Below are 25,297 nucleotides of genomic sequence, written 5' to 3' on the forward strand. Positions count from 1 at the left end.
TCTACTTCGTGCCGGTCATTGCGACGGTGATTGAGCTGAAATCGAAGGTGCCGGTGGTTTTGGCAGCTTGCGGAGTTGGGGTTTCCTTCTTCACACCGTTGGAGTGGATGGTTTCCGGACGGGATTGCAATAACAGAAGGTTTTCTCCATCTGGCAGATCAGCGTCCAGCGCCCATTCGATATCTTGTGGGCACTTGTAGTGTTTTTCTGCACGCTTAGCCATTTGTGCCACAGCGAGCATTTCCTCATCAGTCAGACTGCGGCGGTTTGCGCGTTCTTCATCAACGGCCTTTTCCACGAGGCTTCCACTGGTGGCATCGGGGATGAGTTCAGCGTGTTTGCTTCCAATGTGTTCGGAGACAACCTGCAGCGTGATCTTGTCCAGCAAGATATTGTCTGGTGTCACTTCACCTGAGACCACCATTTCACCAACACCCCATGAGGAATCGATGGTGATCTTCGAGCGGTCGCCGTTGGAAGGATTCATAGTGATTGCCACGCCTGCGACACGAGAGTTGACCATTTTTTGAACAACTACCGCCATGGAGAGGCCCTCATTGGGGATGTTGTTTTTCAGACGGTAGATAATGGCACGGGAAGTGAACAGCGAAGCCCAGCATTTACGGATGTGTTCAGTGACAGCGCTCAAACCGACTTGCCACAGATAGGTGTCCTGTTGCCCTGCGAAGGAAGCATCGGGCAGATCTTCGGCAGTGGCCGATGACCGGACAGCAACCGGGACGTCGCCACCGCATCGTTCCATGAGATCGCGGTAAGCCTGGTGCACTGCGAAACGAGCGTTCTCTGGAACTTCGAGGCTGCACAGCTCATCGCGGATGATCGCAGAAACTCGATCCACTTCCTTAATATCTTCTGCATCGAGATCGTTAAGGAATTTATCGATGTGTTCAGCAACGCCTGCTTCACGGATGAACTCATCAAAGCTTGCAGTAGTGACCACAAATCCAGGCGGAACGGGCATTCCAGCATCGGTCATGGTGACTAGTGAAGCGCCCTTGCCACCGAGTACTTCTAGAACAGGATCCAGGCCTTCATCAAAGCGCTGGACAAACGGGATGTTCAAACTGTTGGTCATGGTTTCTCCTTATTTACTAAAGGTGTTAGGCGTTCCAGGCCACGGGAACAGATGTGGGGACGCGGAAGGAGAGGTTTTCCCGGAACCCGATAGCTTCGTCCGCCACCAAGTGCAGGGAAGGAACCAGTTTGGTGACTTCCTCTAGGCAGATCTTGGCTTGAAGCTTGGCCAGCATGTTTCCTAGGCAGTAGTGGATGCCGAACCCAAAGGACAAGTGTTCGCGGGCATTAGCGCGGCTGATGTCGAAGTCTTCGCCATTTTCAAAGCGAGCTTCATCGCGGTTCGCGGATCCCATGAGCAGCAGCACACCATCGCCTTCCTTAATGGCAACGCCGCCGATCTCGGTGTCTTTTAATGCTTTTCGACGCCACCCCACGATCGAACCGGAGTACCGCAAGACCTCATCAACTGCCGCAGGAATCAGTTTTGGATTCTCTAGAATGGCTTGCCACTGCTCTGGATGATCGAGGAGGACTCGGAAACAATTGGAGATCAACGTGGTGGTTGTTTCGTGCCCCGCAAAAAGCAGGGAGTACAGCAAGGAAGCAATCTCATGATCGGTGATTTCTTGACCCTCTTGCTGTGCTCGCACTAGATCAGCGGTGAGGTTGTCGCCACCGTGTGCATGCGCATCAGCTACCATGCGTTGGCATTCCTGCCAGTACTCAACCAAATTGTGTGCGTGTGGGATCTGCTCTTCATCACTAAGATCGCCCCAGGTCATGGCCGCACGGGAATCTGACCACCGCTTGTAGGTGTCCACCATGGAAATATCTGCACCGATCAGCGTCAGGATCGTGATGGTTGGAATGTCGTAGGCAAGATCTGACACCATATCGCCGACGTGTTGATCATTCGCCAACATTTTCTCCACACGATCAATCACCATTGCTCGGATATCTGGTTCGAGTGCTTTATAGCGGCGTGGCGTGAAGGCCTTTTGTGCGATTGCGCGGATGCGGGTGTGCTCTGGTGGAATACGAGCTGATAATCCGGAGTATGCAGTGAAGCCGCCATCGGTCATGATTTGGGTTGCCTGAGGTCCACGCTTGCGGACTGGGGCTTGTGCATTTTCAGAGGAGAATGTTTCCCAGTCATCAAAGGTGGCTTTGATGTCGTCATATTTGGTTACCACCCAGTAGCCGATGCGCTCATCGAACATCACTGGCTCTTCCTGACGGAGTTCTTTATATGCAGGAAACGGGTTGTGCATATCGAAAGGCTGGTAGCCGTGATGGCTGGTGGACTCTGATGTGTGCCCGAATGGGCATCCACCGGTTGAGGTGGATTGTTGGGAAGTCTGGGAAGTCATTGTCATCTCCTGACACTTGTGTGTGGCCGAAGCCGATCACAGTGAAGTTTGAATCACTTTTCCTAAAGATTCGTGATGGCTATCACTTTTAGGTGTGACTCAAAGTGTCGTCAAGAAGAGATGAAGATACGAATTCAGATTCCACTCAGTGGAATCAGTTTTAGTTTATGTAGGTGGAGGGCGGGTTTAGGTATCGCCTTTTCGTTCTGCATTTTTGTGTGAAGCCAAAAGTGTGTCCAAAGGAATGAGCGCGGTTGCTTTTGTAATTCTCTGACTTGTCGCCTGAAGGATCGGGAGATAGCGCTCAAGATTTGCAGCCTGTGCGGTGGGAACCACCAACCCCAGTGCTGCTCCCAGTTTTCCTGTATGCCAGACCGGTACGGCGATCGATGCGCCGCCGATTCGTTGCTCGTCATGTGTGATGGCAAAGCCTTGCGAGTGAATTTGTTTCAGCTGCGCAGCCAAGACTTCGGGATTCACAATTGTCTTTGGGGTGGAGGCGTTAAGTGGCAGCTTGAGATAGGACTGTTTTACCCATGGCTCATCAAACGCAAGGAGAATCTTGCCAACCGCAGTGGAGTTCAGAGGTAGTCGACCACCGACTCGAGCCGAGCGTGGAATTTTCTTCGTGCCGTAGGCTCGGTCAATCAAAAGTGCTTCATCTTTATCGCGGACCACTAGCTGCGCAGTCTCGGAAGTAAGTGAGTAGAGCTCTTGGATGAACGGGCGTGCAGTGTCGCGTAACTGCCGTCCTGTATTTTGGGCGAGTTCCCAGATACGTAAGCCCAATTGGTAGCGCCCATCAGATTTCTTGCTGAGTAGTCCGCCTTCGGTTAATTCAGAAACGAGACGGTGGGTAGTACTTGGTGGGAGGTCTGCCAGTTCAGCGATTTCAGTGACACCAAGTGGACGCATGGTGTGTTCAAAAGCTCCCAGTACGGCGATCACCTTGGAGGTGACTGTGCGTCCAGGTTCGCGATTTCCTCCCGCCATTATTTAATGCTCCTCTAAGTTCCCCTGGCACTCCTATGAAGGGTAAAAGTTTTAAAAGGTATCAAATCGGCCAGTGTAACGACGTATTGTTCAAGCCTATCGGCAAATCTTTGATGCGACACAGACCCAGTATTTTTATTATCCAACACTTAAGGTAACTATTGGGCGGGGTAGGGGAGGAGCTTTTCGCACCTATGATGCGTCTTACACAAAGGGGTTGCCATGCGGTTCTTGGGTAAATACTGGTAGGGTAGACAAGTCAATCGTGTCCGATTTGTAATCGGACCAGGATCTAAAGAACACATCTCCCGGTACCTTTTAGTCACTATTGTGAAAATATGTGGGTTTGAAGTGCTGAGGAGGCCAGGAGGATAAGTGTCCGCCATAATTCAGGCATTCAAGGACGCCGATCTGCGTAAGAAGATTTTCTTCACTATCGCAATGATCGTTCTATACCGCATCGGTGCGCAGATCCCTTCCCCGGGAGTTGACTATGCAACGATTAGTGGTCGTCTGCGTGACTTGACTCAGGATCAGTCAAGCGTTTATTCGCTGATTAACCTGTTTTCCGGTGGAGCGCTGTTGCAGCTGTCCATTTTTGCTATTGGTATCATGCCGTACATCACGGCGTCTATTATCGTGCAGCTGCTGACTGTGGTTATTCCACACTTTGAGGAGTTGAAGAAGGAAGGCCAGTCTGGCCAGGCCAAGATGATGCAGTACACCAGGTACTTAACGGTTGCCTTGGCGTTGCTTCAGTCTTCGGGCATCGTCGCGTTGGCGGACCGCGAGCAGCTGCTTGGCGCAGGCATTCGCGTGCTGTCGGCTGATCGCAACTTCTTCGACCTCATTGTTTTGGTCATCACCATGACCGCAGGTGCGGTACTCGTGATGTGGATGGGTGAGCTCATCACGGAAAAGGGTGTCGGCAATGGTATGTCGCTGCTGATTTTCGCTGGTATCGCAACTCGCCTCCCAACTGATGGCATGAACATTCTGGGTAACTCCGGCGGCGTGGTTTTCGCTGTTGTTCTGGCTTCCGTTCTGATCCTGGTCATTGGTGTTGTATTCGTTGAGCAGGGCCAGCGTCGTATTCCAGTGCAGTACGCAAAGCGCATGGTGGGTCGTCGTCAGTACGGTGGTTCTTCCACCTACCTGCCTTTGAAGGTCAACCAAGCTGGTGTTATCCCAGTGATCTTCGCGTCTTCCCTGATTTACATGCCAGTGCTGATTACTCAGATCGTGAACTCTGGTTCGCTGGAAGTGTCTGATAACTGGTGGCAGCGCAACATCATTGCGCACCTGCAGACGCCTTCTTCCTGGCAGTACATTGTTTTGTACTTTGCACTGACCATCTTCTTCTCTTACTTCTATGTTTCCGTTCAGTATGATCCAGCTGAGCAGGCTGAAAACATGAAGAAGTACGGTGGATTTATCCCTGGTATTCGTCCGGGCCGCCCGACTGCTGAGTACTTGGGATTCGTCATGAACCGCCTGCTGTTTGTTGGTTCCCTGTACCTGGCTGTCATTGCTGTGCTGCCAAACATTATGCTGGATCTAGGTGTTGACGCCGGTTCGGCCGGAGCAACTCCATTCGGCGGAACCGCAATCTTGATTCTTGTATCTGTTGCACTGACCACAGTGAAGCAGATTGAGAGCCAGCTCCTGCAAAGCAACTACGAAGGACTTCTAAAATAATGCGACTCGTACTCCTCGGACCTCCCGGTGCTGGTAAGGGCACCCAGGCTGCAATTCTCTCTGAGAAGCTTGGCATTCCTCACATTTCTACTGGCGATCTTTTCCGCGCCAACATTGGCGAAGGTACCCCTCTGGGTATCGAGGCCAAGCAGTACATCGACGCTGGCAAGCTGGTTCCAACCGACGTGACTGCACGTATGGTTGCTTCCCGCCTTGCTGAGTCCGATGCTGCAGAAGGCTTCCTTTTGGATGGTTTCCCACGCACCGTTGAGCAGGCTGACATCTTGGCTAACCTGCTTTCAGAAGCTGGCCAGACCCTCGATGGTGTTGTTAACTACCAGGTTTCTGAAGACGTCGTCGTGGACCGCATGCTGTCCCGCGGTCGCGCTGATGACAACGAAGAGACCATCCGCACCCGTCTCGGTGTCTACCGCGACGAGACTGCTCCTCTGATCGATCACTACGGTGACAAGATCATCAACATTGAGGCTGAAGGCGAAGTCGAAGAGATCAACGCTCGTACCCTCAAGGCACTGGGCAAATAAGATTTCTTCTCTCGTGCTGCTGAATCTACGATGATAGGTAGATAGCAAGCAGTGACGTGGAAGAACTCACCTCAAGGTGGCCGGAACCGCATGCATTGTGCGGTGCCGGCCACCTTTGGTTTTAACAGTTTAATTTGAAGAAAGAGACGTGGAAGTATGGGTTTCCGTTCCAAGAAGAAGGTTATTGCGGCAAAGACCGCCGCTGAGCTGGACGCGATGCAGGCGGCGGGTGAGATCGTCGGCAAGGCTTTGCAGGCTGTGCGTGCTGAGGCTAAAGCTGGCATGAGCACGTGGGATCTGGATCAGATCGCGGAGCAGGTTATCCGCGATGCTGGCGCCGTTCCTACATTCCTGGGTTACCAGGGTTTTCCGGCATCAGTGTGCGCTTCGGTCAATGAGGTGATTGTTCATGGCATTCCATCCAAGGAGACCATCTTGGAGGAAGGCGATCTGGTGTCCATCGACTGCGGCGCAACCTTTGATGGTTGGGTCGGCGATTCCGCGTGGAGCTTCGGCATCGGCGAGATGGACGAGGACGTCCAGGGTCTCAACTTGGCTACCGAGTGGGTCCTCATGGAAGGCATGAAGGCCATGGTTCCAGGCAATCGTTTGACCGATGTCTCCCACGCTCTCGAGGTCGCAACCCGCAAGGCTGAGTCCAAGTTCGGCGTCGCGCTCGGCATCGTCGATGGCTACGGCGGACACGGCATTGGCCGCCACATGCACGAGGAGCCATACTTGGCTAATGAGGGCAAGGCCGGCAAGGGTCCTGTGATTCAGGAGGGCTCCGTGCTCGCCATCGAGCCTATGCTCACCCTCGGCACCGAAGATTCCGCAGTGCTGGAAGATGATTGGACTGTCGTGACCCTCGACGGTTCATGGGCAGCGCACTGGGAGCACACCGTTGCAGCCACCAAGGGCGGCCCGCGCATCCTCACCCCGCGTTATTAAAATGATGCTTTTCGACGCATCCCCACGTTTTCGGGGTTAAAGGTTGCCCAGTTGAGCAAAGGTTTGCGACCTCCCCGGCGTGCCGCCAGGGGAGGAGGCGATAAAACTTTTTTGCCTTTCGAATATCAAAATCATAAAACAGCCTTATATACTTCAACGCATGGCGAAGAATTCTCGAATCCGATACAGCGCGTCAATCAAGCGTGGCGCAGCTGCAATCCTCACCGCAGCTGCTACCTCAGTCGCGTTGATCGCTGTGCCAGCAACTGCTTCAGCACAGGACCTCGCAACCGGCAGCTCCCAGATCCAGACTGATGCTCGTGAAGGTGCGTGGGCAACCCGCAACACCATCCAAGACCAACTTGCCTCCATCGGCCCAGCAGCCCTCCCAGTCCGCGCTGCAGTGGATGACGCCATCAACGGCATGTTCCCAGGGCTCGTTGATGAAAAGGTCGCAGCAGAACAGGAAGCTGCGCGCGCACAAGCAGAGCGCGAGGCCGCAGCTGCACGTGAAGCAGAAGCAGCCCGCGTAGCCGCAGAAGAAGCCGCACGCTTTGACCGTGGTTCTTGCCCGGCAAGCGCTGACGTCTGCGTGGATATCGACGGCGGACGTACTTGGCTGCAGGAAAACGGTCAGGTCACCTACGGTGCAGTCCCAGTTTCCTCCGGCGGAGTTGGCCAGGAAACCCCTCGCGGAACGTTCTACATCAACCGCAAGGTCAAGGATGAAATCTCCTACGAGTTCGGTAACGCCCCAATGCCGTACGCCATGTACTTCACCTACAACGGCCACGCATTCCACCAGGGCAATGTTGCGACTACTTCCGCTGGTTGTGTTCGCCTGAACACCCAGGATGCCATCTACTACTTTAATAACGTTGGCATCGGCGACATGGTGTACATCTACTAAAACTTGGATTTCTCAAGCACGCTCGCTGCTTCTTCAATTTCGATTGAAGAGGCAGCGAGTTTTTTATCGATTTTGCTAAAACACGCTGACAAACGAGTAAGATAATTAGATACATAAAAGCTGTTTTAGTAGTTTATTTCTGATTGTTTGTCGTGTACGTAGACGTTTTCTCCATGCCTAATCCGGTTTAAAAATGAGAGAGCAGGTAATCATGAAAATCGCTGTTGCTGGCCTTGGCTTTGTCGGAACTTCAAATGCGGCTTTGCTCTCGAAGAACAACGAAGTCATCGCAATGGACATCAACCAAACACGCGTAGATGCCCTGAACAACTATGTGTCTCCAGTAGAAGACGCAGAGCTAGATAGATATCTAGCAACCAAGCCTGAAACATTACGTGCAACCACAGATACCCAAGAGGCTTATGGGGACGCAGAATTCGTCATTGTTGCGACACCCACTGACTATGATCCCGAAACCAATTTCTTTGACACCAAATACGTGGAAAGTGCCATTTCTGAGGCACAAAGGGTAAATCCTGATGCGAGTATCGTTATTAAATCAACGATTCCTGTCGGTTTTACAGAAAAAATGCGCGCACAGTATCCCAATGCCACCATCTTCCCATCGCCAGAGTTCCTGAGAGAAGGCAGTGCTTTTTACGACAACCTGCATCCCTCGCGTATCGTCGTTGGGGAGCGCTCAGAGGTGGGACAACAATTTGCTCTGCTTCTCAAGGAAGGCGCAGTGGATGAGGCCACACCAGTCCTTTTCACTGATGCCACAGAAGCAGAAGCGATCAAGTTGTTCGCCAATACTTACCTGGCGATGCGCGTCGCCTACTTCAATGAACTGGATACGTATGCATCCACCATGGGTTTAAAGTCCAAGCAAATTATTGAGGGCGTTAGCCTCGACCCTCGCATCGGCAACAAATACAACAACCCGTCTTTTGGCTATGGCGGTTACTGTTTGCCCAAGGACACAAAGCAGCTATTGGCCAATTTCGATACTGTTCCGCAGAGGATGATTTCGGCGATTGTTGAGTCCAATTCGGTTCGTAAAGACTTCATCGCTGAAGATATCTTGAGTCGACAACCCAAAACTGTGGGCGTGTATCGCCTTGTCATGAAAACTGGATCAGACAATTTTAGATCTTCTTCAGTTCAAGGGGTCATAAAAAGGATCCAACAAGCAGGTGTTCCTGTGGTTATTTATGAACCCACTTTGAACTCAGAAAGCTACTTTGATTCCAAGGTTGTCACAGACCTCGATGAGTTCAAGCGTGACTGCGACCTGATTATTGCCAACAGGCCAACCCATGAGCTCGACGATATTGCCGATCGCATCTATACGCGGGATCTCTTCGAACGTGATTAATTAGTAGGTATGGGAATCATACATATCGGGCCGAGTCCTCAGCTTTTGCCAGTTAAGCTCGGCCCGGGCGATATTTTAGAGATCGATAGCGATCTCACCGGGGTTCTCACCGTCATTGCCCACGGCGATGCACACAACCGGGTGCATATTCGGCCTGCCAATCCTGATACGTTCCTGAATTTAGAAAGCTTAGTTCTCACCAACCCACGCCACGTCACACTCAGTGATCTCAACATTATGACCACAGACGATCGTGACGGCGTTTTGGTATGGGCAACTGAAGCGAGCGCAGACATCCGCTTGGAGAGAGTGTTTGTTAAAGGCGCTCGCAATGGCATCGCAATCGGAACTGATCAACCCGCAGGACTTCGTGATGTGATTGTTGATTCCTGCCTGATCCAGGACTGCCTTCTCCAAGGCATACTGTGTTTTGGGCCGGAGACACCGCAGTATGGCCTTCACAACGTCAAGGTCACGCAGTGCAGAGTCGAAGGCACACGAGGGGACCCCACACTGACTAATAATCATTCAGGTTCGGGAATTATCCTCGGATCGGTTGATGAGGGAGAGATCGTCGATTGCCATGCAGAAGGTAATGGCGCCGCATGTGTTGCCACGGAAGGCCCAGAGGGCATCTTTGTTTATGATTGCCGTCGAGTCCGAATCAGGAACTGTGCGTCGAAAAGCAATCGCACCGGAGGCCCTGCCGACGGCGGAGGATTTGGAATCGATATCCGGTGTGTGGACTGCCTGATCGAAAACTGTGATGCGATAGATAACGATGGAGCCGGAATCCTTGTGTGGAATCTACCTGGGATGATTGGTGGCGGCCATGTGCTTCGCGGGAACCGATTGAGCAACAATTGTCGGCGCACGACCTGGCATGGAGAGATTACGGTGACGCCCTCAGCAGGCAAAGTCGAGATCTCTGAAAATACTATTGAATCTAAAGCAAATATAAGTGGGATTCTGACCGGAATCGGAGCTAAAAATATTAAGCTAAAAGCTAATGCTTTTCTTGAGAGTTCTGCTCTTGAGATTGAAGAATGTCACATGCCCCAGCATTAGTCTTAGTTTAAAGTGAGAGTTTCTAAATGAATCGAATTTCGGGTTTGGTTTTTACTCCGCTAGCAATAATCGCCTTGCTGGGATTTGTTGGCTGCAGCAATCCTCCAGTATCGGCTGGACCATTTACCTACTACGTATCCGCAGATGGGGATGATTCTGCAAATGGTTTGAACCCTGAATCAGCCTGGAAAACCTTGGATCGAGCTTCGACACAACAGCTGAAACCTGGCGATACCATCATGCTCATCGGTAATAAGCCATTAGTGGGGGAGCTTTCCCTAGATTCCGCGGATGCCGGCGATCCATCCAACCCTGTTCACGTAACATCCGAAAGGGATTTTCCAGGAATTGAAGCCGAAGGCCCCGCCGGAATTACAATTATTGATACTTCAGGTGTGATCGTAGAAGACATCTCAGTGTCGGTATCTCACGATCATTCAGAAGAAGCGACAGATGGTGTACTTCTGCATGCAACTGAAGGGTCCGGAATGCACTCGGACATCACCGTTCAACGAGTACGCGTAACAGGAGCTTATAACGGAATTGCAGCATCATCTGCAGCTCCAGGCGATGGATTTGATGATGTCATCATCCAAGATGCCATCGTCAGAGACTGCATTCGCAACGGTATTATTACATACGGCCCGACTGCCCCAGATTACGGTCATAAAAATATCCGCGTGCTGGATTCTGTCGTCTCAGGGACAAAAGGCATTAGTGATATTACTACCAACTCAGGCAGTGGCATTGTCATTGGCTCAGTGGAAGATGCTGTCGTTGAAAGGAACGAGGCATTCAATAACGGTGCGCTTTCAAATGCAGATGAAGGTCCAATCGGAATTTGGACGCATGACTCAACACGTGTGTTAGTTCGTGACAATCGATCACACGACAATAGCTCCCAACGATCCGACGGTGGTGGATTCGGGTTGGACATCGCAACAACGAATTCTACTATGGAACGTAACTACAGCTATAACAACGCCGGACCCGGATTCTTACTCATTGCCCACCAAGGTGGAGGAAGCTCCGGTGCAAACGTTGTACGGTATAACGCCAGCATTGGAGATTCGTGGCTCAATGCATATCACGGTGGTATTAGTGCGATTGGTGGGTTCTCATCGTCAGAAGACGAACCTCAAATTGAGGACACCAAAATTCATCACAACACTGTATTTCCAGCTCCATCGAGTGGCGCAGCAGCGCTCAAACTGCGAGGAAACCTAGACGGAATCACCGTTCATCACAACATTCTTGACACCTCAGCAGGTGATGCGCCCAGCATTGCCGCGATAGATGTTTCCGCTGATTCCAAAGTGAATTTCATTGCCAATCAATTAGCAGTGAACCAATTTACGCGTACGCCAGTTTTCGATTGGAACGGAGAACGCGCACAAACAGTAGAACAAGCTGAAGCACTAGTTCAGGATTCTTTTGATAACTTTGAATATGCGCCCATTTACCCTGGCGGATTTGAGATCTCCACGGTGCTGGACACAATCGCATGGACCCAGCCTGTGTCAGTGCCATCACCGGTGCCAGGCGATAGCACTCCAGCAACAAAAGACCTGGCTGGTAACACCGTTGAAGAACCAAACTCTTATGTAGGAGCGATTAACCCTACTTTTTCTGATCAAAACGCCAGGCGTCAGCGCACATTTGAAAGACGCTAAACTCTGGAACCCAACCCCATTGCGTAGCTACACGTTGAGCGTCGGCAACTAGAGCAGAAACATCTCCAGAACGGCGGGCAGAAATCTCATAAGGGATTTCTCGCCCGCTGGCTTCTTCCATTGTGTTGAGCAGTTCAAGCACACTGGTACCAACGCCGGTTCCGATGTTAAAAACTTCTGCCTGGCCTGTTTTGAAATGCTCAAGTGCACGGACATGGACTCGAGCCACATCCACAACATGAAGATAATCCCTGATGCACGTGCCATCAGGAGTCGGCCAATCGTCACCGAAAACTTCCAATGATTGCTTGCGACCCGCAGCAACATCAAGAAGCCATGGCATAATATTGCGTGGCCGCCCCAGGCCTGATTCACCTAGTTTTCCGGAGGGATGAGCACCAATCGGATTGAAGTAGCGAAGCGAAATCGCTGACCACGATTCATCAGCTTCAACCAACTGGGACAGCATTTTCTCGCCGGTGCGCTTGGTGAAAGCATATGGGTTAGCCGGTTGTGTAGGAGAGTCCTCATTTAAAGGTGAGTGAGTGGTTTCACCATGCACAGAACATGATGAAGAAAATACGATGTCGCGGACTCCCGCATGGTGAAGCGCATCTAGTAACGTCGCGGTGCCGCCAATATTGATGTTGAGGTACATCGTTGGTTGCTCAACAGATTCGCCGACAGCTTTTTTAGCAGCAAAATGTATTGCCGCGCTTGGCTGATATTGAGCAAGCACCGAGTCAACGAATGCACGATCTCGGATATCACCGATTTCTAAAGGTGGTTTAGAACCGGTGATTTCCTCAATTGAGGCGAGCACATCAATGGTGCTGTTGGAAAGATCATCAATGACAACTACTTGTTTACCGGCATTGAGAAGCTCAACAACAGTATGGCTACCAATGAAACCCGTGCCACCAGTGACCAGCACAGGGCCTTTTACCAGATCCATTGGTAACCTCCGAAGAAAATCGCAGCGTAGAGAGCCAAAGCAAAAACCGAAGCCAAAAACATGATGATGCCAGCAAGAAGTGGGAATGCTACAGCGCGTAGACGTTCCATGAAGGTGGTGTTCGCTGAAGGTAATTCACAAAAATGCATCCACGGGACAATGAAACAGACAAATCCATAGATGAGACCACCCAGCAGCGTGAGCCCTGCATATCCAGGAGAACGATGATCAATCAAGCCCCACAAACCAATGACAACCATTGCCGCGGTTAGAAAATGATAGGGGAGCATCACATTCATGGAGATTGGTTGTATTCCAAGATCACCTTTAGGCGTGACTTTGAAGTGAACCTCTTTCCGAAAAATAACTTGACGGAGACCTGCGAAAAAACCTCTGACTACATAAGGCCATCGAACAAGTTGGAATAATCCGCTCTCCCAATTCACAACCGGAATATCGTTTGGCCGAAGCAGACCGGCTTTCTTGAGAATTAATAGCATTCCAACAAGAGGAAGCGAAACGACAGTGGTGAAGATGAAGAAGTCTAGGATATTCATACTCATCCACTGTTTATCGAAGACAACTGCCAATGGGGCGATGAGAAATCCAGCACCTGTCATCATGCCCATAGCTGGCATCACCAGAAGTGCAAAAAGAAACCGGAATTTTAGCCTTGGACGGTAGACGTTAAGTGTGCGTCCAACCAAAGTAAACAGCAAAACTGTTAGGCTACGGCACCATTGAAACTCCTGAGTCACCATGGCTGCAAATGTTGAAGGACCTTGACCGTGAGCTTTGGCATCAACTGCGAACGCACCGTCCGCGCCGGTTAACCGAATAACATACGAAGTCGAAAAATCCTCGGCAAGTTCCGGCCCGATTCCACCAGCTTTTGCAAGGTCTGCGGTGCGAACTGCATAGTGGGATCCGATGCAGGTTGGAGTGAGGCCACCGTTATGAGCTGATTGGTGAGGTCCATGAATCATGGCTTCGGCATAGAGCCTTCCCCGTGCAGACCAGGAGTCCTTTCGATTCAAGTCGCACATGCTGGGCGCAGCTACATAGCCAACATTCGGATCGCTAAAAGGACGCAGAATTGCTTCAAGATAGTCAGGCTCTGGAATGTGGTCGCAATCGAACTGAGCAACGATGTCATAATTTGCGTATCCATGATTGTCATAGAAGTACGCGAGGTTTCCCTCTTTACAACGAGTGCGTCTTGGCCAACTGGAGCGGTGATAATCTTCATCCTCAAAACGAGTTGAAAGATAAACTCCGTTTGCTTCGCACCAATCGGAGATTTCTTCCGTCGGAGATTCATCGCAAAGCCAGACGTCATAATCTGCCTTGTAATGCTGGTTCAACATTGCCTCAAGCGTTGGCTGAACCTCAGAAAAGGGTTCGCTAGGAGCTCGGGTAGTCACCATTGCTACACGCGAATCGGGGAGCGGAACATCCGGATTGATGCGACGAATTGAACGAATTCGAGATACAAAAGCAATGGGAAGCAGAAGAATGAAGGATGCCACTGCGGAGTTGAGAACTAGTCCCGTAGTGGTACCAACATGTTCAGGCTTAAACCACCAAACGACAAAACAAATCACCAACACGACCCAGAGTAGAACCGTCAGATTAAGCCATCGCTGAGTTGAACGAGGCATAGCTGGTACAAACAGTTCTTCGCTGGCGTCGCGAATAACTCGGGGAGTATCTGTGGCAAGAACCGGTCCCGTGGAACGGATATCCGAGACCCAACCGTTGCTCAACGACTGAATTTCTGCAGATAGATCCGAAGGGATGAGATTCTGGGACTTTTTATGCAGGGGCTGGTGCCTCACTCTTGCTTGGCGAGCCCCAGCTCGTCGGACAGTCACGATATCTGCTCCGAGAAGGCCCTTTGCGTCTCGATCTGCCAATTGATGACTTCGCGAAGACCCACGTCGATGCCTACAAGAGGCTCCCATCCAAGGAGCTCCTTGGCTTTGGAAACGTCGGGACGACGACGTACCGGATCATCCGAAGGTAGGGGCTCGAAAGTGATCTCGGATTCGGAATTAGTGGATTCCTTGATCAAGTGCGCCATGCTCAGCACTGTTTGCTCAATTGGATTACCCAGGTTGATGGGGCCGGGCTGGTTTGAATTACCCATGAGCCACAGGCCTCGAACGAGGTCTGAGACATAGCAGAAGCTGCGTGTTTGAGATCCATCACCGAAAACGGTGAGCGGCTCATTAGCCAAGGCCTGTCGCACAAACCCGGAAATCACTCGACCATCAAAGGGATGCATGCGCGGCCCATAGGTATTGAAGATTCGAATGATGCCCGCGTTGAGCCCTTGTTCCAGTCGCATTGCAGACAGGAGTGCTTCGGCGAATCGCTTGCCTTCGTCGTAGCAGCTGCGCTCACCGATGGGGTTGACGTTACCCCAGTGGTGTTCGATTTGGGGGTGGCTCAGTGGATCTCCGTATACCTCACTTGTTGAGGCCTGTACGAGACGAGCACCCTTTTCCAAGGCGAACTCCGCGACTTGGAGCACGGCCTCTGAGTTAATAAGGAGGCATTCAACGCGACGCTGAGTGTAAACAGGGGGAGACGCTGGGCTGGCGAGGTTGAATACGATATCGACTGGTCCATCGATGTCGAGCTTTTCTCTCACATCGACAGTCTTGATCTGCAGGCGAGGGTTACTGATTTGGTGGAAGAGGTTGCTGAGTGATCCTGTGCTGAGGTTATCCAAAACGATAACTTCGTGGCCTTCATTGAGAATCAGATCAGTCAGATGGCTGCCTAGGAATCCAGCACCACCGGTGATAACACAACGCATTTTGAATCCTTCCAGAAAAATAATCAACTTCTCATAAATACTTAAGGAACGGTTTTGATTTCTTTAAGAAATGTGGTTTTTTTAGATAAATGTGCAGTTTTTCATTAGGAGCGGATTAAGAGTTTGTTAAGAATTTAGATTTGAGCGCTCTTGGTGATATCAACCTATTTGTACAGCAGTTTTGCAAAGTTTTAACACTGATTGAGTGTTGATTTCACATCATAGCACTTTAGCTTTTTCTGCCATCACCAATTTTCGTATGAACCAAATCGGGGGTGGATAAAATGTATCTATTCGATTATTCTAATACAAGCCTCGCCCCCCTTAATGGGGTGTTAGGATCCACTGAGGTTTATGAAATTTTAGTTAGCAAACATGCTTTTCTAATGGGTTTAAGGTTTCGGATTATTTGACTTGGAGGTGAATTGCTCTTGTGTTGCTCGACTTTTTGAAAAGGGGAGGGTGAAAGAGTTGAGCTATTTAAGGTGTGATAAAGAGAAATTTGGCTCTAGGGGGTCATGCGTGTACTGTTAGACGACGGTGTATGTGCATCTAGCCCATCACCTCACTTTTGCAGTGGATAACTAAAGGGAATGACATTAGGGTCGTTTCCGGGAATGCGGAGGATATGGCTAAGGAAGGCGCTATTGAAGTTGAGGGTCGCATTGTCGAACCTCTGCCGAATGCAATGTTCCGAGTCGAGCTTGACAACGGACACAAGGTACTCGCCCACATCAGTGGAAAGATGCGCCAGCACTACATCCGTATCCTTCCTGAGGACCGCGTCGTTGTAGAGCTGTCGCCCTATGATCTGACTCGTGGACGAATCGTTTACCGCTACAAGTAAAAATAAGCTTTAAGCCTCCATATATCAGGGCTAGTCGGGGATATCCCGGCAGGCTGACACACCTTCAGGCAACGATGGCTGAAGCCTTGCGAATCACAATCCACCTCCCGGTTTCCGTCCGGGGAAAGTATTGCTTGGCAGGGGCGATTATGGGGAAAACCATCGCAACAACCGGAAAGGTAACTGCCACATGGCACGTCTAGCTGGTGTTGACCTCCCACGCAACAAGCGTATGGAAGTCGCTCTCACCTACATCTACGGAATCGGCCCAGCCCGTTCCAAGCAGCTTCTCGAGGAGACCGGAATCTCCCCAGACCTGCGCACCGACAACCTCACTGATGAGCAGATCGCTGCTCTTCGTGACGTTATTGAAGGCACCTGGAAGGTCGAGGGTGACCTCCGCCGCCAGGTACAAGCTGACATCCGTCGCAAGATCGAAATCGGCTGCTACCAGGGCATCCGCCACCGTCGTGGCCTGCCTGTTCGTGGTCAGCGCACCAAGACCAATGCGCGTACTCGTAAGGGTCCTAAGAAGACGATCGCCGGAAAGAAGAAGTAAAAATGCCTCCTAAAGCACGCACTAACGCGCGCCGCACAGGCCGTCGCGTTGTAAAAAAGAACGTTGCTAACGGCAACGCTTACATCAAGTCCACCTTTAACAACACCATCGTTTCGATCACTGATACCAACGGTGCTGTAATCTCTTGGGCTTCCTCTGGACACGTCGGATTCAAGGGCTCACGTAAGTCCACTCCGTTCGCTGCTCAGATGGCTGCAGAGAACGCTGCCCGCAAGGCAATGGATCACGGCATGAAGAAGGTTGACGTTTTCGTCAAGGGCCCAGGATCAGGCCGCGAGACTGCAATCCGTTCCCTTCAGGCTGCAGGCCTGGAGATCGGTTCAATCTCCGACGTGACCCCACAGCCACACAACGGCTGCCGTCCACCAAAGCGTCGTCGCGTTTAATAGGGAAGGAAAGGTAATACAAAATGGCTCGTTATACCGGCCCAGCAACCCGTAAATCCCGTCGTCTGCGCGTCGACCTTGTTGGTGGAGACATGGCGTTTGAGCGCCGTCCTTACCCTCCAGGACAGGCAGGCCGTGCACGCATCAAGGAGTCCGAGTACCTGCTGCAGCTCCAGGAGAAGCAGAAGGCTCGTTTCATCTACGGCGTCATGGAAAAGCAGTTCCGTCGTTACTACGCCGAGGCTAACCGTCGCGCAGGCAAGACCGGTGAGAACCTGGTCGTCCTGCTCGAGTCCCGCCTCGACAACGTCGTGTACCGCGCAGGTCTGGCAAACACCCGTCGCCAGGCTCGTCAGCTTGTTTCCCACGGTCACTTCACCGTGAACGGCAAGGCAATCGACGTTCCATCTTTCCGCGTTTCTCAGTACGACATCATCAATGTTCGTGAGAAGTCCCAGAAGATGAACTGGTTCGAAGAGGCTCAGGACAACCTGGTCGACGCAGTCGTCCCAGCTTGGCTCCAGGTCGTTCCTGAGAACCTTCGTATCCTCGTGCACCAGCTCCCAGAGCGCGCACAGATCGATATCCCACTGCAAGAGCAGCTCATCGTCGAGTTCTACTCGAAGTAGTTTTTGCTTACCCGGCTGCCCCGGGTGCACAGGAATCTTTCGATTTTCCAAACATCCTTCATGGTTTTAAAAACCTTTACCGACGTCAAATAGCGGTCGTCACTCAAGGAGAGTTCAATGCTCATTTCACAGCGCCCAACCATCACCGAGGAATTTGTTGATAACGCACGTTCCCGGTTTGTCATCGAGCCACTGGAGCCAGGTTTTGGCTACACCCTCGGTAACTCCCTGCGCCGTACCCTGCTGTCCTCCATTCCTGGAGCAGCAGTAACCAGCGTCAAGATTGACGGTGTACTCCACGAGTTCACCACCATCAGCGGTGTTAAGGAAGATGTCTCTGACATCATCTTGAACATCAAGGGATTGGTTTTGTCTTCTGATTCTGATGAGCCAGTTGTTATGCAGCTGGTCAAGGAAGGCCCAGGAGTTGTAACTGCAGGTGACATTCAGCCACCAGCAGGCGTGGAGATCCACAACCCGGATCTGCACATTGCAACCCTGAACGAGACCGCCAAGATTGAGATCGAGCTCATCGTCGAGCGTGGGCGTGGTTACGTTCCCGCAACTGTTACTGCAACCGGTGGAGAGATCGGCCGCATTCCGGTCGATCAGATCTACTCCCCAGTACTGAAGGTCAGCTACAAGGTTGAAGCTACTCGTGTTGAGCAGCGCACTGACTTTGACAAGCTGGTCATCGACGTTGAGACCAAGAACTCTATTACCGCACGTGACGCCCTGGCGTCGGCAGGTAAGACCCTGGTTGAGCTGTTCGGCCTCGCACGCGAGCTGAACATCGCAGCCGAGGGCATCGAGATCGGACCATCTCCTCAGGAGACCGAGTACATCGCTGCCTACAGCATGCCAATCGAGGATCTGGACTTCTCTGTCCGTTCCTACAACTGCCTCAAGCGCGAAGACATCCACACCGTGGGTGAACTCGCAGAGCGCGCTGAGTCCGATTTGCTGGATATCCGCAACTTCGGACAGAAGTCGATCAACGAGGTAAAGATCAAGCTTGCTGGCCTGGGTCTGACCCTGAAGGATGCTCCTGAAGACTTCGATCCTTCAACTCTTGAAGGTTATGACGCCGAAACTGGTGGCTACATCGATGTCGAGGCGGAAGATTCCGAGTAAGTCGCATGGTCCAATTCATGGGCCGCGCTAAATCAACGTACAAGGAGTACATCTAATGCCTACCCCTAAGAAGGGCGCCCGCCTCGGCGGATCCGCAAGCCACCAGAAGAAGATCCTCTCTAACCTGGCTGCATCTCTGTTCGAGCATGGCGCAATCAAGACCACCGATGCTAAGGCAAAGGCTCTGCGTCCATACGCTGAGAAGCTGATCACCAAGGCTAAGTCCGGTTCCGTTGCAGATCGTCGTAACGTTCTCGCACTGGTTCCTAACAAGGAAATCGTGGCTTACCTGTTCAACGAACTTGCTCCTAAGTTCGAGAACCGTCCAGGTGGTTACACCCGCATCATCAAGCTGGAGAACCGTAAGGGCGACAACGCTCCTATGTCCCAGATCTCCCTCGTTCTCGAGGAGACCGTCTCCGCAGAAGCATCCCGCGCAACCCGCGCAGCTGCTTCCAAGAAGGCTGCTGAAGAGGCTGAGACCGAAGAGGTAGTCGAGGCTCCAGCTGAGGAGACCGCAACCGAAGAGGCTGCAGAAGAGAAGTAAATTTCTCTAACTCCGCATAAAATGCCCGCAGTGAACATTGTTTACTGCGGGCATTTTACGTATCTGCACCCCGCCCGGCTGCGCTGAGCAGCCGTAAAGCGTGGGGCGTGACGTCGAAAAGCAAAAAATGAAAGGCAGACATGGACAATTCAACGGTGCGAATCCGGCTGGATCTAGCGTATGACGGCACGGATTTTCATGGCTGGGCGAAGCAGGGTACCAGCGATTTACGCACCGTGCAAAAAGTGTTGGAAGACAATTTGAGCATGGTGTTGCGTGAGACTGTTGAATTGACTGTGGCCGGGCGAACCGATGCGGGGGTGCATGCGGCGGGCCAAGTGGCGCACTTTGATATTCCGGCACACGCTTTAGAGCAGCGCAGTATTGATGGCGATCCAAGCAAGTTGGTTCGGCGCTTGGGCCGGTTGCTGCCCGATGATATTCGGGTGCATGGCGTACGTTTTGCCGAGCCCGGGTTTGATGCGCGATTTTCCGCGATGCGCAGGCACTACGTTTATCGCATTACGACGCATCCCGCCGGTGCGCTGCCTACGCGCCGCCACGACACGGCGCAGTGGCCAAAACCTGTCGAACTAGAGCGGATGCAATTAGCCGCCGATGCACTGCTGGGGCTGCATGATTTCGTGGCGTTTTGCAAAGCTAAGCCACATGCGACGACGGTGCGTGAACTACAAAAATTTGCGTGGAAAGACGTCTCCACCGACATCGAACCGCAGGTGTATGAAGCACACGTGGTGGCCGATGCTTTTTGCTGGTCGATGGTGCGCTCGCTGGTCGGCTCCTGCATGGCCGTGGGCGAAGGACGCCGCGGATCAGGGTTTACTGCAGAATTGCTTGATGCAAGCGAACGCAGCCCCATGGTTCCAGTAGCACCTGCGAAAGGTTTGAGCTTGGTTGGCGTGGATTATCCTTCCGCTGATAAGTTACAGGAAAGAGCGCTGGAAACCCGAGCTGTTCGCGAGTTTCCGGATGCGTCCGCGAGCCTAAAACTAGATGATGAGTAAAAGGGACTAAACTCGTCTCTCGTATCTTTCAGTCATTTATGTCTGATAAGCAGGCGCGTGCGCCACACAATTGGCACAATCACAAGAAAGTGAAGTGGGAACCTAGATGCTGACGACACTATGGATTGCGGTGTTGGTATTTACCGTTCCAGGATTGGTCGTCTCATGGGTTTCTGGCCTTAAAGTGCCGTGGGCTATCGCAGCTTCCATCCCAGCAACCTTCGGTATTTACGGCCTGTCTGCCTGGTTGCTGGGCTTGTGGGAGATGCGTTTTGATCTCCATTCCGTAGTTATTTCCACGTTGGTTTTCGCTGCGGTTGCTTTGGTATGGCGCTTGTTTTTTGTCGGTGGTTGGCTTGTACGTCGGCGTAAAGCACGTATCCGCAGGCAGACGCTCGCGGATGAAGAGCCGGCAGAAAATGCTGAGGTATCTGCAGGGGAGCCTGCCGAATCGAGCACAAACGAAGCAGCCGAATCTGAATCTGAAACCTCGGAGCGTCGCGGAATCTGGCGCGTGATCTTTGATTACATGCGCGACGGTGGCATCTTGGATCAGCGTTGGCTGCTGCCTGCCGCAGGTGCTATCACTGGTGCGTGGCTGATCATTGATCGTGCCGTTGATCTGCTCTTGAGCACCGAGCATGGTTTGGGCGATATCGTCCAAGGCTGGGATGTCCATTGGCATGCTTCGACTGTCCGTTTTATAGATGAGACCGGCATTGCGTCATCCACGATGATGGGGCAGCTGCGCAATATTGAAACGCAGCAAGATCTGTTCTACCCAAGCGCATGGCATGCTGGTGCATGGGTGCTGTCGGATGTCGGAAATCTGACGATTGTTGAAGCCACCAACCTCACTGGCATTGTGCTGTCCGGATTGTTGCTGCCGTTGGCTGTTGCACTGATTGCATGGCGGATGATCAACAATCGTGGACTGACCGCGCAGATTGGTGCGGGCTTTGCTGGACTGATCACCATTGCCTCCCCGGTGCTGTTCTGGGTTGGTAACTACGTGGGTGCGTGGCCTTATGTTGCTGCGATCGGTGCTTCAGGTGTGGTGCTTGCGCTGTTTATGTCCACTCCGTCTGTGCCGGTAAGAATCTTTGCCGCAGCATTGGCGTTTATGGGCATGTTCCAGCTGCATCCAGCCCCATCCACCATCGTGATCATGGTGTTGCTGCTGTGGTGGCTGCTCAAACTCGTGGTGGTTCCAAGCCGGAAGGTGAAGGGCTGGAAGGCGGGCATCGGTATCCGTTTGAAGGATGTCGGCATCTTGGCCATCACGGGCATCATCGGTGTGCTCTTCATGCTGCCTCAGGTGATTTCAGGTTCCGAACAAACCGAAGATGTGCTGTCATATTCTGCTGAGGAACAAGTCACCCGCAGCGAGTCCTGGTTGGTGTCTATTTTCATGGAGACCCGCCATGTTGATTTCTTCGGAAATATTGACATCGTCCCAGTGCTGGTATTCGCAGCAATCGGTGGCGTGGTTTCTTTGGTGTGGCGCGGAAACTTGTGGGCGCCGGTGTTTTACTTCGCCAGCGTTGCACTGACCGCTAACTCGCTGAAGCCTTTTGAAGAGCCGTGGGGTGATTGGCTCAACATTGTGGGCGGTCTGCATTACTCCACAGGACACCGTTTGATCATGCCTGTCGCCATGTTCACTTTTGCTGCCGCAGGTATCGGCGCTGCCGCAGTGATCCGTTTGATCTGCTTGGGACCAATAAAGAAGTTCGCCACTGTTTCCGGTGTTGTTTCTGTGGTGATGGCTCTTGTTGTGGCTGTGCCATTGCAGACTTGGGCGAAGGATTTTGTGGAGGAAGGATCCGAAACCACAATCCTTGCGCCACACAATGATGAACGTATGGTGAGCAACAACGACTTGGCTGCCTGGGACTGGTTAATCCAACAGCCAGGTGGTGCTGACATGAACATCATGGGTGACCCCGCAGATGGTAACGGCTGGATGTATGCCTACAACGGCTTGCACTCCGTGGCTCGCCACTATGCATGGCCAGCGGCAGGCGAAGGCTCTGCCACCGCGATGCTGTTTTGGTGGCCTCAACTTCTTGGCGTGGGCACCGATGAAAACCCAGATCAAGTCAACGATGTGGATCAGGCTGCTCGTGATCTCAACGTCGGCTACTTCATGATCAGTCCGTGGACGTTCTGGGATTTCCAGATCCCCAACTTCCGCCAGATCGATCTGCTGTGGCAAACCCCAGGCGTGACACCGGTGTACAAGAAGGGCGACTCGGTGATCTTCGCAGTCAACGATATGTTCACTGACGCCGAACTAGATCAGATGCGTGCACCTGGTAATTCCCCAGAACCACTGCCAGAGCTTCCTACCTTGGGCGAGATTGGGTTGGCTGAAACTGAAGACGAGGTAGATCAGACTTATTACCATCGTCCAACGGTTCCTGCTGGCGAAAACTCGGCGATGCCTTCAGCCGAAACTCTGTATGCACCGGATCCAACGAAGCCTCATACGGTCCCTAACTAATCACAAAGAGTATTCAGTAAATCGACCGCAGTCGGTGAATCCTAGTTTGCGATAAACGGGCTCACCATCTTTGGAGGCTTGTAACACGGCGGTGTCACACCCTGCGTTACGTGCGGTATGCAACGTGGCTAAGGTGATGGCTCCGCCGTAGCCACGCCGGCGTTCGTTCTCAAGCGTGGAGATGTTGTAGATTCCAGCTACGCTCGCGTGTATGAATGCTTCCGCTGAACACACTGCGCGGCCGTACACATAGCCCACCAGATAAAGTGCGGATGATTCTTCACTCAGAGCGAATTCCGCTGCTTCGGCATAGAAACGCTGCACAGTTTCGGCAGGCGGATTCCAATTCGCAGAAAGAACTGCAGCGTAATCTGCCAGCTCTTCGGGAGATTTAACCACCCGGATCTCTAAGCCCTCAGCGCAAGCTTCGGGCAGCGGTTCGGTTAAGTCTTTCCACATGCCTGTTTCTGTTTCGGAGGCATTTCATTGGGCCTCAACGAGCAGCTCTCCGATATTTCTAGGGCTGGATGCGGGGCCGACCCACCAGGAAAACGGACGGAGTGCATGTTCTACAAAAGCGGTGGTTTCAGCGATCCGGGCAGCTGCAATCTCAGGGGTAAAGCGTGCGCCCGCAATATGTTGAACGTGTCATCGTCGAGGCCACTGTCTGCGATGAGCAGGTCATCGGTGTGCGTGATTGTTGCGGATGCAAGATGCCGGTGGAGATGGCAGAAATGCTCCGCTAAGTTCTCTTCGATTGCGCGTTGTAATTTACCGAGGTCCTTCATAAAACTTCATTTTAGGAATCACAAAGGTGCCATAAGTCGCACCCATTGTTAGACTGCAAAACTCGCCTTTTGGTTCCCTCAAAAGCAAATCTGAGAATCTTCCCACTTTCACTAGTCTTTTCCCTGGCCAGCGCACTACAGTTCCTGGATTAGGGGATATAGAGATTTTTAGGCTGGGGGAACACATGGCTGAAGGTATGTTGATGCCCACGACATCGGCGCAGGTGTCGGGGCATAAATTTCTGGTGCGGCGCATCGAACATGGGTTGGTGATGGGCGATGTGCGCATGATTCATGATCCACTTGGTAGGCGCCGGCGGGCGTTGGTGTTTGGGGTGGTGGCGTGCGTGATGTTGGCGGTAGGCTCGTTGGCGTTGGCTATTTTTCGACCCGCGAAGGATCCGGCCGATGCGCCGTTGATCCGTGCTGAATCCGGCGCGCTGTTTGTGCAGCTGGATGGGGCAGTGCATCCGGTGGCTAATGTGGCCTCGGCTCGGTTGATTGTGGGGGAGCCGATTGATCCGGTGAACGCCAGCGATGCGATCATCGCGGGCATGCCGCGCGGAGTGCCGGTGGGGGTTTCTGATGCGCCAGGGCTTTTCAGCAGCGCCAAAGAACCTGAGCAAGATTGGTTTGTGTGCCAGGATGTCGGCACTGGGGATCTACACATTACGGTTCCTAGGGACGGACTAGGGCCCACCCTGATTGCGGAAGGAAATGGGTGGCTGGGGGCGTCGAAAAGCGAAACCGGCGAGGTCACCTGGAACCTGATTACCGCGGACGGGCGCCGCGAACTGCCGGCGTGGGACAGCGAACATGGGCGCATTACGCGCCGCCACCTGGGGATTTCCGAGGACACCCCGCGCATTTATCTGACCACTGAGCTGCTCAACGCGATCCCCGAGCACGACTCGGTCCGCTTCCCAGACCCGCTGCCCGAGCTTGTCGACGCCTCCACCCACAGCTGGTTGCGGCTCGACGGGGCGCTCGCCGAAATCACGCCGCTACAGCGCGGGTTGCTTATCGACGCCGGTTCCGGTGTTTTCCCCGACCCCACCGCGCTTCTTGGTGTGCATGAAGAAACAGCCAACACCTTGACGCTGCCCGAGCAAACAGTTTCTTGGCAAGATCTGGACGGTGGTTTTGCCTGCGCGGATGGTGAAGGCCAGATCGGTTTCCTGGAAACTCTGGAATCGGGTGTGGCGCTATCTGGTGATTCCAGGGCGAAAAGTTTCAGCACAAACGCTGGTGGGGCAGTGGGCGTGGACAGTGGCTTTGGCTACTATGTGGTCTCTGAATTTGGGCTGATGCACCCTGTTTCTACTGGTGAATCGATGGTTGCCCTAGGAATCACTGACGTGCAGGTCGTGCCGTGGAGCGTGCTGCGATTGTTGCCGCAGGGAAGTGAATTAGCAAAAGAGACAGCGCTCGCGCCCACCTATTAAGGAGTAT

General features: G+C 52.5%; 24 protein-coding genes. 17 read left to right on the forward strand and 7 right to left on the reverse strand.

What is annotated here, in order from left to right:
* Window position 1 precedes the first annotated feature (1 nt).
* The 3 genes from KW808_RS03070 to KW808_RS03080 all read right to left on the reverse strand — a co-directional run bounded on the left by KW808_RS03070 (window position 2) and on the right by KW808_RS03080 (window position 3,401).
* The gene (locus KW808_RS03070; protein ID WP_003860613.1) at window positions 2–1,096 is read right to left on the reverse strand and encodes a PEP/pyruvate-binding domain-containing protein; all 1,095 of its coding nucleotides are present in this window, start codon (window positions 1,094–1,096) and stop codon (window positions 2–4) included.
* A 25-nt stretch (window positions 1,097–1,121) separates the two neighbouring features.
* Entirely contained in the window at window positions 1,122–2,408 is a 1,287-nt protein-coding gene (locus KW808_RS03075) for a cytochrome P450 (RefSeq protein WP_003860615.1), read from the reverse strand.
* A gap of 186 nt (window positions 2,409–2,594) precedes the next feature.
* Window positions 2,595–3,401, reverse strand: a complete 807-nt coding sequence (locus KW808_RS03080) for an IclR family transcriptional regulator (RefSeq protein WP_038582788.1) — start codon at window positions 3,399–3,401, stop codon at window positions 2,595–2,597.
* A gap of 375 nt (window positions 3,402–3,776) precedes the next feature.
* Between KW808_RS03080 and secY the strand changes: the two genes are divergently transcribed.
* From secY to KW808_RS03115, 7 genes are all read left to right on the forward strand, one after another.
* Window positions 3,777–5,099 (forward strand): preprotein translocase subunit SecY, encoded by a 1,323-nt coding sequence (gene secY, locus KW808_RS03085; protein WP_003854402.1) that lies wholly within the window; start codon window positions 3,777–3,779, stop codon window positions 5,097–5,099.
* The gene (locus KW808_RS03090) at window positions 5,099–5,644 is read left to right on the forward strand and encodes an adenylate kinase (RefSeq protein WP_003860618.1); all 546 of its coding nucleotides are present in this window, start codon (window positions 5,099–5,101) and stop codon (window positions 5,642–5,644) included. The genes secY and KW808_RS03090 overlap by 1 nt, the downstream gene beginning before the upstream one ends.
* Window positions 5,645–5,800: 156 nt before the next feature.
* Window positions 5,801–6,595 carry a type I methionyl aminopeptidase gene (gene map, locus KW808_RS03095; RefSeq protein WP_003860620.1) on the forward strand — a complete coding sequence of 265 codons (795 nt, stop codon included), beginning with the start codon at window positions 5,801–5,803 and terminating at the stop codon, window positions 6,593–6,595.
* Window positions 6,596–6,755: 160 nt separating this feature from the next.
* On the forward strand, window positions 6,756–7,505 hold the full coding sequence (locus KW808_RS03100; RefSeq protein WP_003860622.1) for a L,D-transpeptidase: 750 nt from the start codon (window positions 6,756–6,758) through the stop codon (window positions 7,503–7,505).
* 211 nt (window positions 7,506–7,716) lie between these two features.
* Entirely contained in the window at window positions 7,717–8,883 is a 1,167-nt protein-coding gene (locus KW808_RS03105) for a nucleotide sugar dehydrogenase (protein ID WP_003860624.1), read from the forward strand.
* A gap of 9 nt (window positions 8,884–8,892) precedes the next feature.
* Window positions 8,893–9,951 carry a right-handed parallel beta-helix repeat-containing protein gene (locus tag KW808_RS03110; protein ID WP_003860627.1) on the forward strand — a complete coding sequence of 353 codons (1,059 nt, stop codon included), beginning with the start codon at window positions 8,893–8,895 and terminating at the stop codon, window positions 9,949–9,951.
* A 26-nt stretch (window positions 9,952–9,977) separates the two neighbouring features.
* Window positions 9,978–11,624, forward strand: a complete 1,647-nt coding sequence (locus KW808_RS03115) for a right-handed parallel beta-helix repeat-containing protein (protein ID WP_003860628.1) — start codon at window positions 9,978–9,980, stop codon at window positions 11,622–11,624.
* On the opposite strand, the gene galE is transcribed toward KW808_RS03115, so the two are convergent.
* From galE to KW808_RS03130, 3 genes are all read right to left on the reverse strand, one after another.
* On the reverse strand, window positions 11,572–12,579 hold the full coding sequence (gene galE, locus KW808_RS03120) for a UDP-glucose 4-epimerase GalE (protein ID WP_003860630.1): 1,008 nt from the start codon (window positions 12,577–12,579) through the stop codon (window positions 11,572–11,574). The two genes, KW808_RS03115 and galE, sit on opposite strands and share 53 nt — an antisense overlap.
* Window positions 12,567–14,108, reverse strand: a complete 1,542-nt coding sequence (locus tag KW808_RS03125) for a glycosyltransferase (RefSeq protein ID WP_230622898.1) — start codon at window positions 14,106–14,108, stop codon at window positions 12,567–12,569. Before KW808_RS03125 ends, galE begins: the two co-directional genes overlap by 13 nt.
* A gap of 341 nt (window positions 14,109–14,449) precedes the next feature.
* The gene (locus KW808_RS03130) at window positions 14,450–15,403 is read right to left on the reverse strand and encodes an NAD-dependent epimerase/dehydratase family protein (RefSeq protein ID WP_003860634.1); all 954 of its coding nucleotides are present in this window, start codon (window positions 15,401–15,403) and stop codon (window positions 14,450–14,452) included.
* A 628-nt stretch (window positions 15,404–16,031) separates the two neighbouring features.
* Here KW808_RS03130 and infA point away from each other — a divergent pair.
* The 8 genes from infA to KW808_RS03170 all read left to right on the forward strand — a co-directional run bounded on the left by infA (window position 16,032) and on the right by KW808_RS03170 (window position 23,057).
* A complete protein-coding gene (gene infA, locus KW808_RS03135) occupies window positions 16,032–16,250 on the forward strand; it encodes a translation initiation factor IF-1 (protein WP_003854422.1) in 219 nt (72 codons plus the stop codon).
* 190 nt (window positions 16,251–16,440) lie between these two features.
* On the forward strand, window positions 16,441–16,809 hold the full coding sequence (gene rpsM, locus KW808_RS03140; RefSeq protein ID WP_003854425.1) for a 30S ribosomal protein S13: 369 nt from the start codon (window positions 16,441–16,443) through the stop codon (window positions 16,807–16,809).
* 2 nt (window positions 16,810–16,811) lie between these two features.
* Window positions 16,812–17,216: a 30S ribosomal protein S11 gene (gene rpsK / locus KW808_RS03145; RefSeq protein WP_003854428.1), complete on the forward strand. Its 405-nt coding sequence runs from the start codon at window positions 16,812–16,814 to the stop codon at window positions 17,214–17,216.
* A 23-nt stretch (window positions 17,217–17,239) separates the two neighbouring features.
* Complete coding sequence (gene rpsD / locus KW808_RS03150; RefSeq protein ID WP_003854431.1) at window positions 17,240–17,845, forward strand: 30S ribosomal protein S4; 606 nt, start codon at window positions 17,240–17,242, stop codon at window positions 17,843–17,845.
* Window positions 17,846–17,962: 117 nt separating this feature from the next.
* Complete coding sequence (locus tag KW808_RS03155) at window positions 17,963–18,979, forward strand: DNA-directed RNA polymerase subunit alpha (RefSeq protein WP_003854434.1); 1,017 nt, start codon at window positions 17,963–17,965, stop codon at window positions 18,977–18,979.
* Between the two features lie 55 nt (window positions 18,980–19,034).
* A complete protein-coding gene (gene rplQ, locus KW808_RS03160; protein WP_003860638.1) occupies window positions 19,035–19,526 on the forward strand; it encodes a 50S ribosomal protein L17 in 492 nt (163 codons plus the stop codon).
* A gap of 140 nt (window positions 19,527–19,666) precedes the next feature.
* On the forward strand, window positions 19,667–20,551 hold the full coding sequence (gene truA, locus KW808_RS03165) for a tRNA pseudouridine(38-40) synthase TruA (RefSeq protein WP_003860639.1): 885 nt from the start codon (window positions 19,667–19,669) through the stop codon (window positions 20,549–20,551).
* A 106-nt stretch (window positions 20,552–20,657) separates the two neighbouring features.
* A complete protein-coding gene (locus KW808_RS03170) occupies window positions 20,658–23,057 on the forward strand; it encodes a DUF6541 family protein (protein ID WP_034983561.1) in 2,400 nt (799 codons plus the stop codon).
* Here KW808_RS03170 and KW808_RS03175 read toward each other — a convergent pair whose 3' ends face one another.
* On the reverse strand, window positions 23,058–23,516 hold the full coding sequence (locus KW808_RS03175; RefSeq protein WP_003860644.1) for a GNAT family N-acetyltransferase: 459 nt from the start codon (window positions 23,514–23,516) through the stop codon (window positions 23,058–23,060).
* Window positions 23,517–23,680: 164 nt separating this feature from the next.
* Between KW808_RS03175 and KW808_RS03180 the strand changes: the two genes are divergently transcribed.
* Together KW808_RS03180 and eccB are read left to right on the forward strand one after the other, a co-directional pair.
* The gene (locus tag KW808_RS03180; RefSeq protein WP_257724421.1) at window positions 23,681–23,803 is read left to right on the forward strand and encodes a hypothetical protein; all 123 of its coding nucleotides are present in this window, start codon (window positions 23,681–23,683) and stop codon (window positions 23,801–23,803) included.
* A 227-nt stretch (window positions 23,804–24,030) separates the two neighbouring features.
* Complete coding sequence (gene eccB / locus KW808_RS03185; RefSeq protein WP_003860648.1) at window positions 24,031–25,290, forward strand: type VII secretion protein EccB; 1,260 nt, start codon at window positions 24,031–24,033, stop codon at window positions 25,288–25,290.
* Window positions 25,291–25,297 lie beyond the last annotated feature (7 nt).

The organism is [Brevibacterium] flavum, assembly GCF_019317305.1.
In the GTDB taxonomy this organism is placed as follows: Bacteria; Actinomycetota; Actinomycetes; order Mycobacteriales; family Mycobacteriaceae; genus Corynebacterium; species Corynebacterium glutamicum.